The 12,798-nt window shown below is 60.6% G+C and carries 10 protein-coding genes; 5 read left to right on the top strand and 5 right to left on the bottom strand.

Features of this window, described 5'->3' with window-relative positions; genetic code table 11:
* Positions 1-83: 83 nt before the first annotated feature.
* From purT to J3P94_RS22255, 5 genes are all read right to left on the bottom strand, one after another.
* Positions 84-1,265, bottom strand: coding sequence for a formate-dependent phosphoribosylglycinamide formyltransferase (purT, locus tag J3P94_RS22275; protein WP_230151134.1), 1,182 nt, complete (start codon positions 1,263-1,265; stop codon positions 84-86).
* 90 nt (positions 1,266-1,355) lie between these two features.
* Positions 1,356-1,823, bottom strand: a complete 468-nt coding sequence (locus J3P94_RS22270; RefSeq protein WP_434569679.1) for a VUT family protein — start codon at positions 1,821-1,823, stop codon at positions 1,356-1,358.
* A 225-nt stretch (positions 1,824-2,048) separates the two neighbouring features.
* Entirely contained in the window at positions 2,049-2,834 is a 786-nt protein-coding gene (locus J3P94_RS22265; RefSeq protein ID WP_434569678.1) for a siderophore-interacting protein, read from the bottom strand.
* Positions 2,835-2,838: 4 nt separating this feature from the next.
* Positions 2,839-3,408: a PadR family transcriptional regulator gene (locus J3P94_RS22260; protein ID WP_434569677.1), complete on the bottom strand. Its 570-nt coding sequence runs from the start codon at positions 3,406-3,408 to the stop codon at positions 2,839-2,841.
* Positions 3,409-3,558: 150 nt separating this feature from the next.
* Positions 3,559-6,666: a transglycosylase domain-containing protein gene (locus J3P94_RS22255; protein ID WP_434569676.1), complete on the bottom strand. Its 3,108-nt coding sequence runs from the start codon at positions 6,664-6,666 to the stop codon at positions 3,559-3,561.
* Positions 6,667-7,035: 369 nt separating this feature from the next.
* On the opposite strand from J3P94_RS22255, the gene J3P94_RS22250 reads away from it, so the two are divergent.
* From J3P94_RS22250 to J3P94_RS22230, 5 genes are all read left to right on the top strand, one after another.
* Complete coding sequence (locus J3P94_RS22250) at positions 7,036-7,494, top strand: REP-associated tyrosine transposase (protein ID WP_434569675.1); 459 nt, start codon at positions 7,036-7,038, stop codon at positions 7,492-7,494.
* Positions 7,495-8,014: 520 nt separating this feature from the next.
* A complete protein-coding gene (locus J3P94_RS22245; RefSeq protein ID WP_434569674.1) occupies positions 8,015-9,436 on the top strand; it encodes an amino acid permease in 1,422 nt (473 codons plus the stop codon).
* A 356-nt stretch (positions 9,437-9,792) separates the two neighbouring features.
* Positions 9,793-10,167: a GtrA family protein gene (locus J3P94_RS22240; protein ID WP_305496504.1), complete on the top strand. Its 375-nt coding sequence runs from the start codon at positions 9,793-9,795 to the stop codon at positions 10,165-10,167.
* The gene (locus J3P94_RS22235) at positions 10,164-11,114 is read left to right on the top strand and encodes a glycosyltransferase family 2 protein (protein ID WP_434569673.1); all 951 of its coding nucleotides are present in this window, start codon (positions 10,164-10,166) and stop codon (positions 11,112-11,114) included. The genes J3P94_RS22240 and J3P94_RS22235 overlap by 4 nt, the downstream gene beginning before the upstream one ends.
* On the top strand, positions 11,111-12,634 hold the full coding sequence (locus J3P94_RS22230) for a glucosyltransferase domain-containing protein (protein ID WP_434569672.1): 1,524 nt from the start codon (positions 11,111-11,113) through the stop codon (positions 12,632-12,634). The genes J3P94_RS22235 and J3P94_RS22230 overlap by 4 nt, the downstream gene beginning before the upstream one ends.
* Positions 12,635-12,798: the final 164 nt, after the last annotated feature.

Genomic DNA, 12,798 nt, shown 5'->3' with positions numbered 1-12,798 from the left:
TTTGCCAGCCATCACACCATAGGGGATGCTGACGCATCCAGCGGGAGCAAGCTCCCTCGCCACGGGGTTTTATGTACGAGGTTTCAGAGTTCGATCTTGACCGCCTGCGAAGCCCGGGTTGCCTTGGCGCGGGCGGCTTCGATGGATTCGTCGCGGGCCAGGGCTACGCCCAGGCGGCGCTGGCCGTTGACTTCCGGCTTGCCGAACAGCCGCAGGGCGGTGTCCGGTTCGCTCAGGGCGGCGCCGAGGTTGGCGAAGGCGGTCTGCGTCGACTGGCCTTCCACCAGAATCACCGCCGAAGCCGATGGGCCGAACTGGCGGATCAGCGGAATTGGCAGACCCAGAATGGCGCGGGCGTGCAGGGCGAATTGCGACAGGTCCTGAGAGATCAGCGTCACCAGGCCGGTGTCGTGCGGGCGCGGCGAGACTTCGCTGAACCACACCTGGTCACCCTTGATGAACAGTTCGACGCCAAACAGTCCACGACCACCCAAGGCCTCGGTCACTGCCTTGGCGACGCGCTCGGATTCGGCCAGGGCCACCGGGCTCATGGCCTGTGGCTGCCAGGATTCCTGATAGTCGCCCTTTTCCTGACGGTGACCGACCGGTGCGCAGAACGTGGTGCCGCCGACGTGGCGCACGGTAAGCAGGGTGATTTCGTAGTCGAAGTCAATGAAACCTTCGATGATCACCCGGCCCTTGCCGGCGCGGCCACCTTCCTGGGCGTAGTCCCAGGCTTTCTGCACGTCATCGGCACTGCGCAGCAGGCTCTGGCCCTTGCCCGAGGAACTCATCACCGGCTTGACCACGCAAGGGAAACCCAGGGTCTCGACGGCCTTGCGGTAGTCTTCCACGGTGTCGGCGAAGAAGTACGGCGAGGTCGGCAGGCCGAGTTCTTCGGCGGCCAGGCGGCGGATGCCTTCGCGGTTCATGGTCAGTTGCGCGGCGCGGGCGGTAGGGATCACGGTGAAGCCTTCGGCTTCCAGTTCCACCAGGGTCGCGGTAGCGATGGCTTCGATTTCCGGCACGATGTAGTGCGGCTTCTCGGCCTCGATCACTGCGCGCAGGGCCGCGCCGTCGAGCATGTTGATCACGTGGCTGCGGTGGGCCACTTGCATGGCCGGCGCGTTGGCGTAGCGATCCACGGCAATCACTTCAACGCCCAGGCGCTGCAGTTCGATTACCACTTCCTTGCCCAGCTCACCGCTGCCACACAACAAAACGCGGGTCGCGGTGGGCGACAATGGGGTTCCGATACGGGTCATCTGAAGGTCCTCAAACAGGAGCGGATCATCGGGGCGCGCGCCGGGCGAGCTTCCCATGGGGAGAAAGCGCGGCATTTTACATGAACCGCGTCAGCCGGCGACGGCCTGTTTGCGCAGACGCCAGGCCATGATCAGCCAGACGGCCGTGACCCCGGCGAATTTCGACAGCAGGGCGGTGATGACCACGCCTGGCGTGAGGGCGTCGATCAGGCCGAAAAAGATGAAGGTATCCAGCGGAATACTCAGGGCCGAGCTGATCCACAATCGATCGTGCAATGGGCGCTTGGTGACGCTGAACACCAGCCAGTCGATGCATTCGGACACAGCGAATGCCGTGGCGCTGGCCAGGGCGATGGTTGGGTCGGAGGTGACGTAGGACAGCACCAGCGCCACCAGCATCGCCGCAATGGCACCATGGCCGAAGCGGGTCTGCACCATGTCGCGCAGGACGAACACCAGGCCACCCCAGGCTGACCAGATAATGTCCAGGTGCGGCGCGGCGGAGAACGCGAAGTTGATCAGCACGACGCTGCCGATGTAGGCGATCAGGAAAAGCATGGGACGGGGTACCTGGTGGGTTGGAATGTCGGGTAATGATTCCGTGGCGAGGGAGCTTGCTCCCGCTGGGCTGCGAAGCAGCCCCCAAAGCAGTCACCTCGATTTATCTGATCCACCGAATTGTCAGGTTTTAGGTCTGCTGCGCAGCCCAGCGGGAGCAAGCACCCTCGCCACGGAGGTTGTGTTCAGTCAGTGGGTAAAGGTTACTTCAGCACCGCCAGACCCTCAATCTTCCTCATTGTCATCAAGCTTCCAATACCCCACCGCCTTGATGAAATCCTGGTCCAGCCCTTTCTCCTCCAGCAACACTTTGCGAATCTGCCGCGACACTTTGCTCTCGGTCGCGACCCAGGCGTACAGCTTGCCACCAGGCATTTCCAACTGCTGGACGGTGCGAAGCAGGCTGTCGCGGTGGCCTTCGCGCAGTACCCAGATCACTTGCACCTGGGCCGGGCTGTGAAGGATCTGCTGTTCGGCGCCGTTTTCCACTTCCACCACCACCAGTGCCCGCCGGTTGGGGGCCAGGCCTTCGAGACGTCGGGCGATGGCGGGCAGGGCGGTTTCGTCGCCGATCAGTAAGTAGCTGTCGAAAATATCCGGCACGATCATCGAGCCCCGTGGCCCGGCGATGTTCAGGTACTGCCCGGGCGCCGCCTGGGCCGCCCAGGTTGAAGCGGGGCCGTCGCCGTGGAGGACGAAATCGATCTCCAGCTCCAGGACGTCCAGGTCGTAGCGGCGCGGGGTGTAGTCGCGCATCTCGGGCATCGGGCCCTGGGCCTTGCCGGCGCCGGGGTTGAAGTTTTCCAGGGCGGCGTGTTCTTCGGCGTTCTGCGGGAACAGCAACTTCACGTGATCGTCCGTGCCGAGGCTGACGAACCCGGCCAGTTCCGGTCCGCCGACGGTGATGCGGCGCATGCGTGGTGTCAGGTCTTGCACCCGCAGCACTTGCAGGCGGCGGCGTTTGATTTCGTGGCTGACGCGGTGGATGGTGTCTGGATCGACTTCAGTCATGCTTTTACTCCGAAACAGTTGGACGGCGAGGGCCGTCGACAATGGCTTTGGCGGTGTCGTTGAGCAGGTCGCGTACCCGCAGGATCTCTTCCGGGCTCCAGCGACCATGGTGCATCTGCAAGGCGTGGCGCAGGTTGTGGACCGCCTCGTGGATTTCCGGCGGCCGATCCTGGCCGCGCAGCGAACGCTTGCTGACTTCGATGCGCATCCGTACGCCGTCCAGCGCCACGGCCTGGTCTTCAAGGGATAGACGTCCGGCATCGGTGACGCTGTAGCGTTTTTTTCCGCCATCGGCATCGCCGCTGACCATTTCGCTTTCTTCGAGGAAGGTCAGGGTCGGATAGATCACGCCGGGACTGGGGCTGTAGGCGCCGTCGAACATGCTTTCGATCCGGCGGATCAGGTCATAGCCGTGGCAGGGTTGTTCTGCAATCAGTGCCAACAACAGCAGTTTCAGGTCGCCCGCGGCGAAAACACGCGGCCCGCGACCGCCGCGCTCACGGCTTGCCGCACGTTTGTCGAAGCCGTCGTGAGCGACATGTTCGCGGTGAGGGTGGGAATGCGGGCCTCTCATCGGTCTGTCCTCAGAAATTCTTAAGATAGAACTTAAGATATATCTTTAGACGATGCACGCCTGTTTTTTATAAATCCGACGAGCAGCCGGATTCGCCCGACGGCGCAGCGTTGAGCGCGATGGGTTATCAGAAGCTGAAATGGCGGGTGCTCAGCGGCTCGTCACCAATGGCTGACATTGGGTGTGGCTGCCCGGTTGCAAATAGGCCGAGAGAAACGGCGCCATGCCCTTGAGCACCTGTACCGGCAAGGCCGAGGTGAACTTGAAGTTCTGTGCCGAGGCGCCCGGTACGAAGGCGGTCAGGGTGCCGAAATGGCTGTCGCCGATGTAGAACACGAACGTGGCGGTGCGGTTGATCGATTTGGAACTGATCACCCGTCCGCCTGAGCCGACGGCTTCGATGCGGTTGTCGCCGGTGCCGGTCTTGCCGCCCATGGCCAGCGGCGTGCCGTCGGCCAGTTTGAAACTGCCCGCGACACGTTTCGCGGTGCCGGCGTCCACCACTTGCGACAGGGCGCCGCGCAAGGCCCGGGCCACTTCCACCGGCATCACCCGCTTGCCGTTGTCCGGATCGCTGACCAGCCGCGTTTCGTAAGGCGTGTCGACGGCAAACTGCAGGCTGTCGACACGCAGCGCCGGTTGGCGGATGCCGTCGTTGAGAATGGTCCCTACCAGTTCCGCGAGGGCGGCGGGGCGGTCGCCGGAGCTGCCGATCGCAGTGGCTAGCGACGGCACCAGATGGTCGAACGGATAACCGACTTGCTGCCAGCGCTGATGGATATCCAGGAAGGCTTCGACCTCCAGCATGGTGCGGATGCGGCTGTCGCGGGCGCTCTTGTGCCGGCTCTTGAACAGCCAGCTGTAGACCTCCTGGCGCTCGAACTGGCTGGCCTTGACGATCTGGTTGAACTTGGCGTCGGGGTTGTTGAGCAGGTAGCCCACCAACCACAGGTCCAGTGGATGGACCTTGGCGATGAAGCCTTGGTCCGGCAGGTCATAGGCGCCGGGGCCGTAGCTTTGGTAGAGCCGCTGCAGACGCTCGTCGGTGAGCTTTTCGGCGCTCTTGGCGTTTTTCAGATGGGCACGTACGAAGCGGTTGAAACTCTCCTGGCTGTCGTTGGGAAAGAAATAGCGGTGCACGGCGGCGAGGCGGATCGCGGTGGGACGCATGCCGTCGAGGAAGGTTTCGAGGCGCTGGGCGGTGTCCTTTTTCTGGTATTTCTTCCAGAACCTGAGCAGGAACGAGGTGCCTTCGCGATCGGCGAACTGGGCCAGGTATTCCTGGCGGCGCGGGTCCTTGTCATCCTTGAGCAGTTCGGAGCTGTTGTTGGGACCGGCATAGGTGGCGTAGCGCACCAGGTCGCGCATCAGGCGAATGAACGGCAGGTTGATCGATTCGCGCAGGGCGTCGCGCAGGGTCGGCAGGCGACCGTCGTCTTCCCTGCGAAAGTTATGAAAGGTGTGCAGCCCGCCGCCGGTGAAAAATGCCTCGCCGGGGCTGGCAGAGTAGGTGCGGTCGAGTGCCGCTTCGAGCATTTTCGGCAGGCTGCGGTCGGTGTTTTCAATCAGGTAGTCCACCGCCCAGCGCGAGAGGCGGTCCTGGTCGGCGATCTCGGTTTTCTTCAGTTGCGCCGGGGTCTGTTGGGCGTAGCGCTCGTGCAATTCGGCGATGATCTGCAGGTAGGTGGTCAGCACCCGCAACTTGGCGGTGGAGCCCAGTTCCAGCTTGCTGCCCTCGTTGATGTCGAAGGGCTGGTCGGTGCTGTCGGTCTGTACCCGCACACGCGAACCGTCCGGCGTCAGTTCCAGCAGGGTAAAGCTGTAGCGCACCTGCGTGGTGCTGGTGGGGGTCAGCAGGCGCTCTCCCATCAGGCCGATCTCGGCGGCGAACGCCGGGTCGGCCAATCGCTTGAGGTACTCGGTAGCCTGGGCCTGCAATTCGCTTTGCAAGGTGCTGGTGGCCGACAGGTCGAGGCGATCAAGGTCGTACAGCGGACGATTGAGCAGCGTGGCGAGACGACTGCGGGCGGCGCTGATGCCCTTGTTGGTTTCGTTGGGCTGGATCGTCGGCTGCTGCACCCAGTCGCGATAACTGACTTTACTCGCCAGGGCGGCCTCGGCCAGGGCCGCATCGATCACGCCATTCTGCGCCAGCAGCCGGATGTGGCTGTCAGTCAGGCGAGCGAGTTCATCGTGACCCTTCGATAGGTAATGGGAAGGCCGCCGCTGGGCGATCATCAGCGAGAGCATTTCCCGCAGGGCCAGGCCTTTCTGCGCCAGGCTCTCGGGGTCGGTGGCGGTGCTGAACAGGCGCTCGTTGGCCTTGTTGAAATCGGCGCCGTACCAGACCCTCAGTCCTTCCGCCATGCCATGGACTTCGCCATGACCCGGAACAGCGGAAAGCGGCACGCTGTTGAGGTAGTCGCGGATGACCCGCTGGCGGGCCTCGAGGGTTTGCGGGCCGGCCTGGTAGGCGCGCACGCTGGCGGAAATCATCTGGCGGATCTTCTCCGCCCCCGACACGGTCAGGCCCTCGGGGGAGTGCCGGTATTTCTCCAACTGCGTCGCCAATGTGCTGCCGCCCGCCGACTGGCCGGGCAAGCTCAGCAACTTGGCCACTTGCGACCAGGCCGCCATGCCGAAACGCGGCCAGTCCACCGCCGGGTTAGCCAGCGGCTGCTTGGGATCGAGCAGGAAGCGGTTCTCGATAAACAGCAGGCTCTGCACCACGAGCGGTGGGATGGCGTCGAAACTGGCGTACAGCTGTTGCGGGTATTTGAACTGATACACCGGCGCGGCGCGGCAATCGGTGATGGTCAGTCCGGCCTGGATCTTTTCCGCGTAGGGCACGAACAGGCCTTTATCGACATAGTCCATCAGCTCTGGGGAGAAACGGGCCTGGGCCTGGATCACATAGTCGCGCTTGATCAGTCGTGGCAGGAACTCCCCCAGCGAGCTGTAGCCCAATCGCCGGTCGAACGGACCTGCGCCAGGGTAGACGATGGCGTCGCTGGGCCCCGGTTGCACCGAATAGGTCAAGGACGCGGCGTACTTGCTGATCTCCCGGGCCTGGAACCGGGACGTGCGCATCTCCTTGGCCACGGCAAGGCCGACCACCACGACGATAATCAGCAACAACAACCAGAACGCCCGCCAGCCATGCCGTGCGCGGCGTTTTTTTTGGGGTAAAGGCGCTTCTTCCATACGTTCAGTCGGGACCACAGGTTTATTCGAATCGGTTTGCCACAAAGCGCCCATAGTCGACTGATCCATTCACGCAGATTGATCGGACTTGCTTGAAGCTTAGACGGTGGTTGGCGTGGGGGGAGGGAAATTGTGGGCATCCATAGGTGAAGCCTCCCCTATGAGGTTTGTAATTATTGCAACGGTCATGTCTGTGGCGAGGGGATTTATCCCCGTTGGGCTGCGAAGCAGCCCCAATGCCAACAACGCTGTTGTACAGGCGTACCAAGTTGCAGTTAGGGGGACTGCTTCGCAGTCCAGCGGGGATAAATCCCCTCGCCACAAGTCCTACGCAAGTATCGGAATATTCGCTCGACCTTTGCCGGGGCGACAAAGCAGCGGCGTGGCTACGCTGGATTCAAACCCTTCAAAAGGAAGCAAGGAATGCATCCGCGCCCCAACTCACATCGCTTGCGCAGAGGTCGTTATTCAGAGCTTGGGCGTGCTTATCTGGTGACTGCTGTGGTTCACAAACGCCAGCCGGTTTTTTCCGATTGGAGGCTTGGACGCCTGTTGGTTGCCGAATTCAAGCATGCTCATGATTCCGGCCAGGTGAATTCTTTGGCCTGGGTGGTGATGCCGGACCATTTCCATTGGCTGCTGCAAATCATGGATAGTCAGCTAAGTCGTATCATCGGCGCTACCAAGGCTCGATGCACCCACAGTGTCAATAACACGATCGGAGCCACTGGTCCGCTGTGGCAAAGCGGCTTTCATGATCGTGCGATTCGAGATGACGTGGAGTTGTTGCCGTTTGCTCGCTACATCATTGCGAATCCGCTTCGTGCCGGGCTGGTGAGTCGAATTGGCGATCACCCGCTGTGGGACGCTGCATGGCTTTGAGAAGAACTTATGGCGAGTAGATTATCTGTGGCGAGCGGATTTATCCCCGTTGGGCCGCGAAGCAGCCCCAATGCCTACGGCTCTTTTTACAGTTATTCCGAGTTGCGGTTAGGGGGACTGCTACGCAGTCCAGCGGGGATAAATCCCCTCGCCACAAGTATTCCTTCTCAAGGGAGCGCAGCCTGAAAGTCTTGTATTAGAGCCATCGACCTCTACCAGCGCATGACCCTGCACCATCACTGTGCAATACTTGCCGAGTTCCGTGAACCGCTGTAACTGCAGATAATGCCTCTCCTTAAAGACGGTTTTTACTGCGGCATATCCCTGAATTTTCCAGGTTTTACAGTGAAACTCTCTGTTCTCTGCTTTTTATACTGCACGACCCGCTGATCTTGAGGACTTGTCCTACAGGACGGTCTGCCCACGAGGCAGGCCCGGTTTCGGCAAGGTTGCAGGCTTATCCGCCTGTGGCCTTGGAGACTCGGTGGTTAATCCAATAACAAGACGAGGTTGTATCCCTATGCCAGTCGGCAATCCTCTGCCCCATGGCGAGACCGCTCAGGGTGGTCCGCTCAAACGTGAGCTCGGCGAGCGGCATATCCGCTTGATGGCGCTCGGCGCCTGCATCGGTGTCGGGCTGTTCCTCGGTTCGGCCAAGGCCATCGAAATGGCCGGCCCGGCGATCATGCTGTCCTACATCATTGGTGGCCTGGCGATCCTGGTGATCATGCGCGCCCTCGGCGAGATGGCCGTACATAACCCAGTGGCCGGTTCGTTCAGCCGTTATGCCCAGGATTACCTCGGCCCGCTGGCAGGCTTCCTGACCGGTTGGAACTACTGGTTCCTCTGGCTGGTGACCTGTGTGGCGGAGATCACCGCGGTGGCGGTGTATATGGGCATCTGGTTCCCCGACGTGCCCCGCTGGATCTGGGCGTTGGCCGCACTGGTCAGCATGGGCTCGATCAACCTGATCGCGGTCAAGGCCTTTGGTGAGTTCGAGTTCTGGTTCGCCCTGATCAAGATCGTGACGATCATCGCCATGGTCATCGGCGGCGTCGGCATCATCGCCTTCGGGTTCGGCAACGATGGCGTGGCCCTGGGCATTTCCAACCTGTGGACCCACGGCGGCTTCATGCCCAACGGCGTGTCCGGCGTGCTGATGTCTCTGCAAATGGTGATGTTCGCCTACCTGGGCGTCGAGATGATCGGCCTGACCGCCGGTGAAGCGCGCAACCCGCAGAAAACCATCCCCAACGCCATCGGTTCGGTGTTCTGGCGGATCCTGCTGTTCTACGTTGGTGCGTTGTTCGTGATCCTGTCGATCTACCCGTGGAACGAAATCGGCACCCAGGGCAGCCCGTTCGTGATGACCTTCGAGCGCCTGGGCATCAAAACCGCCGCCGGCGTCATCAACTTCGTGGTGATCACCGCTGCCTTGTCGTCCTGCAACGGCGGGATCTTCAGCACCGGTCGCATGCTTTACAGCCTGGCGCAGAACAGCCAGGCCCCGGCCGGTTTCGCCAAGACCTCGAGCAACGGCGTGCCGCGCCGTGCGTTGCTGTTATCGATCGCCGCGCTGCTGCTGGGCGTGCTGCTCAATTACCTGGTACCGGAGAAAGTCTTCGTCTGGGTTACGTCCATCGCCACCTTCGGCGCGATCTGGACCTGGGTAATGATCCTGCTGGCCCAGCTGAAATTCCGCAAAGGCCTGAGCGCGTCCGAGCGTGCGGCGTTGAAGTATCGCATGTGGTTGTACCCGGTCAGCTCGTACCTGGCGCTGGCATTCCTGGTGCTGGTGGTGGGCCTGATGGCGTACTTCCCCGACACGCGTGTGGCGCTGTATATCGGCCCGGCGTTCCTGGTGCTGCTGACGGTGTTGTTCTACACGTTCAAGTTGCAGCCGAAGGAACAGGTACAGGGTTCGATGCGTTCCGCATCGTAAGCCCGGCACTGTCGAAGAAAGCCCCGGCCGAATGACCGTAATGCGCTTCACCTGAGAAAAATGATGTACCTGTGGCGAGGGAGCTTGCTCCCGCTCGGCTGCGAAGCAGTCGTAAATCGGCGGGTGCGGTGTGTCTGATGCTCCGCATGTGTCAGGTTTTGGGGCCGCTTCGCGGCCCAGCGGGAGCAAGCTCCCTCGCCACGGGTTCGTCGATTGCCTTGAGGAACCTGACCCCCGCCTCGCGGCAACTGCCGAAGCGTTTTCCTGAACTGTCTCGCTCCTGTTATTTCTAACGCAAGACCGCGTGTTTAAGGCGTTGGACGTCATGTCCGGCGGCACTGACCGTTGGAGGGAGCATGAAAGCGATATGGAATGGTTTTTTCAGCTATTCACTCGTCGGATTGGCCAACACGCTGATCCACTGGCAGGTGTTCTTTGTGTTGCGCGTGGCGTTCGACCTCGATCAGTCAACGAGTAACTTCATCGCTTTTTGCCTCGCCGCGACATTTTCCTTTTATGCCAATGCGCTTTATACCTTCGAGGCCAAGCTCTCGGTGCCGGGTTATATGCTGTTCCTGTGCGTGATGGGCGCCCTTAGTTTCATCGTCGGGCATCTCGGGGATCGCTGGCAGTTGCATGGCCTGCTGACCGTCGCGGCGTTCTCGCTGTTGAGCCTGGTGCTCGGTTTTCTGTTTTCCCGGTTTGTCGTGTTTCGCGGACCTCGTCCATGAAGATTTCGCTGATCGTTCCGGTGTACAACGAAGAGCAGGCGATCAGCCTGTTCTACCAAAGTGTCCGCGAGCATCCGCAGCTCCAGGACCATAGCGTCGAGATTGTTTTCATCAACGATGGCAGCAGCGACCAGACTGCCGCACTGGCGCGTGAGATAGCGTTGGCGGACAGCCAGGTTGTGTTGATCGACTTCTCGCGTAATTTTGGCAAGGAGCCGGCCTTGTTTGCCGGGATCGAACACGCCAGCGGTGATGTGGTGATCCCGATGGACGTGGATCTGCAGGATCCCATCGACGTCATCCCCCGGATGATCGAGCAATGGCACAAAGGCGCCGAAGTGGTGCTGGCCAAGCGTCGCAATCGTTCATCCGACAGTTACCTGAAGCGGCGCGGGGCGGCGCTGTTCTACCGCCTGCTCAATCGGATTGCCTACCCGCACATTGAACAGAACGTGGGCGACTTTCGCCTGATGGACCGCAAGGTCGTGGAGGTCATCAAGACCCTTCCCGAATATCAGTTGTTCATGAAAGGCGTTCTGTCGTGGGCCGGTTTCAACACCGTCATCATCGAATACGACCGCGCCGGCCGCGCCGCTGGCAACAGCAAGTTCAACGGCTGGAAGTTGTGGAACCTGGCACTCGAAGGCATCACTTCGTTCAGCACCGTGCCTTTACGGTTGTGGACTTACGTCGGCAGTTGCATTTCGTTGGTTTCGTTGCTGTATGCCGCCTATCTGATTATGGACAAGTGGATCTTCGGAAACGATCTGCCCGGTTATCCATCGCTGATGACCGCGATCCTGTTCCTGGGCGGCGTGCAACTGATCGGGATTGGCGTGTTGGGTGAATACATCGGGCGCATTTATCTGGAGACGAAACATCGGCCTCGGTATGTCATCAAGGAAATGATCCAGGGCGGACGACCCAAGATGCGAGATGAACCGTGAGCCAGTCCCTGTGGGCCAGGGTAATGACGCCACGGGAGGTGCTGCTGTTTTTCCTGGCGGCCAGTTTTCTTCATGTCTTTCCCCTGGTTCAGGCTGATTATTTCTACAACGACGATAACTGGCGGGCGCTGGTGGCGGGCGAGGGCTGGCGCGAGGAAGGGCGGGTTGTCATCGAGCTGTTCTACAACGCCCTTTCGTTTGGTTCGAAGGCGCCGGATCTGTTTCCCTTGCCATTATTCATCGCCACCGCGGGCATCTCGTTTGCGCTGAGGTCGCTGACGTTTTTTTATTTCAAACGGCCGACGTTTGTTCATTGCCTGGTCGTCCTGCCGATCTGGTACAACCCGTTCTTCTTGCAGAATCTGTCCTACCACTACGACGGGCCGGCGATGGCATTGGGACTGGTGGCGCTTGTTTACGCCGTCATCCGGTCCAACGACAGGGCCTGGCGAGACGTATGGATACCGGCATTGTTACTGGCCGTGGCCCTCGCGATCTATCAAGTGCTCATCGGTTTTTTTATTGCGATGTGCTGTGTCGAAGTGATCAGGCGGGTGTGGGAGGGCGAGCCGTCGGAGCAAGTACTGCGGTTCATTGCGCGCAGGCTTCTGGTCATTGTCGGCGGCGTGTTGGTCTATTACGTCACGGCTTATCAACTGATGACCGGAGCGCGTCAGGCGTTGCTGCCGCTGCAAGCCAGCAGTCTGATGGAAATGGGCAACCGGCTTTTTTTTCTTGCGCATCTGTTGGTTGAAGGGGCCCGACCTTGGGTCTGGAGCGGTGCGTTGCTCATGCTGGTCGGGTTCGCATGGGCAGGCATCGGATTGTTCCGGCGCCCAGAACTGCTTTGGCGAAAAGCACTACTGTTGCTCGTTTATCTATTGACCCTCCCAGTGCTCTTGTTCTGCATCCCTGGCATCACGCTGTTATTTGCCGAGTTCAACTACGGTGCCAGGACATTGGTGGCTTTTTCGGCGTTGTTATTGCTGACGTTCTTTCTGAGCCTGCAAATACTCACCCGTGTCCATGCAGGACTGGGACTGGTCTTGTTGATTCCGTTGTTGGCGATGTTGTCATTCTCCTTCGGACACGGCCGTGCCCTGTCGCTGCAAAAGGAACAGGAAGCCGTGGTGCTGGCTTCGCTGGCTTATGACATCAACCATTCGCCGCTGCGCGATAAAAGCCGTCTCTACATGGTCCCGGAACTGAAAGCCAACTGGCTCCCGGCCGCCAGCGGATTGTTCGCGGCGATGCCGGCTCAACGGTATGTGCTGGGCGTGGGCTACGTATTACTGCCGGAAAGCTTGCCGCGAGCGGGCATCACCAACGTGTATCTCGCCAAGGATGCAGAAGTGGTTGCCTCGATCCGGCGCGGGGATTTCCTGCCGGTGGTGTCTACTGGGTTTTATGACCTGTTTGTCATCAATGACAGCGGCTATATCTTCATGAAAAAACCGCAGGGTGATCCTGATGTGGCGCCCAAGTTGTGTTTGATGGTTGATATCGAGCGGTGTCGCTGAACGGCCGCATAGCAAGCACAGCGCATCACCCCGTGGCGAGGGAGCTTGCTCCCGCTCGGCTGCGCAGCAGTCGTAACCGGATTTTGCGCGGTCTGACTGCTGTAGCGCGGTGCCTGTCTTGGGGCCGCTGCGCAGCCCAGCGGGAGCAAGCTCCCTCGCCACAA

The organism is Pseudomonas sp. Z3-8, from assembly GCF_051131975.1.
In the GTDB taxonomy this organism is placed as follows: Bacteria; Pseudomonadota; Gammaproteobacteria; order Pseudomonadales; family Pseudomonadaceae; genus Aquipseudomonas.
This window is presented reverse-complemented; position numbering and strand designations above follow the sequence as displayed.

What these genes read in the sequence shown, in the direction of transcription:
- J3P94_RS22255 (WP_434569676.1), bottom strand. Translation starts at nt 6,666, where the DNA reads ATGGGCGCTTTGTGGCAAACCGATTCGAATAAACCTGTGGTCCCGACT.
- J3P94_RS22260 (WP_434569677.1), bottom strand. Translation starts at nt 3,408, where the DNA reads ATGAGAGGCCCGCATTCCCACCCTCACCGCGAACATGTCGCTCACGAC.
- J3P94_RS22240 (WP_305496504.1), top strand. Translation starts at nt 9,793, where the DNA reads ATGAAAGCGATATGGAATGGTTTTTTCAGCTATTCACTCGTCGGATTG.
- J3P94_RS22245 (WP_434569674.1), top strand. Translation starts at nt 8,015, where the DNA reads ATGCCAGTCGGCAATCCTCTGCCCCATGGCGAGACCGCTCAGGGTGGT.
- J3P94_RS22250 (WP_434569675.1), top strand. Translation starts at nt 7,036, where the DNA reads ATGCATCCGCGCCCCAACTCACATCGCTTGCGCAGAGGTCGTTATTCA.
- J3P94_RS22265 (WP_434569678.1), bottom strand. Translation starts at nt 2,834, where the DNA reads ATGACTGAAGTCGATCCAGACACCATCCACCGCGTCAGCCACGAAATC.
- J3P94_RS22270 (WP_434569679.1), bottom strand. Translation starts at nt 1,823, where the DNA reads ATGCTTTTCCTGATCGCCTACATCGGCAGCGTCGTGCTGATCAACTTC.
- J3P94_RS22235 (WP_434569673.1), top strand. Translation starts at nt 10,164, where the DNA reads ATGAAGATTTCGCTGATCGTTCCGGTGTACAACGAAGAGCAGGCGATC.
- purT (WP_230151134.1), bottom strand. Translation starts at nt 1,265, where the DNA reads ATGACCCGTATCGGAACCCCATTGTCGCCCACCGCGACCCGCGTTTTG.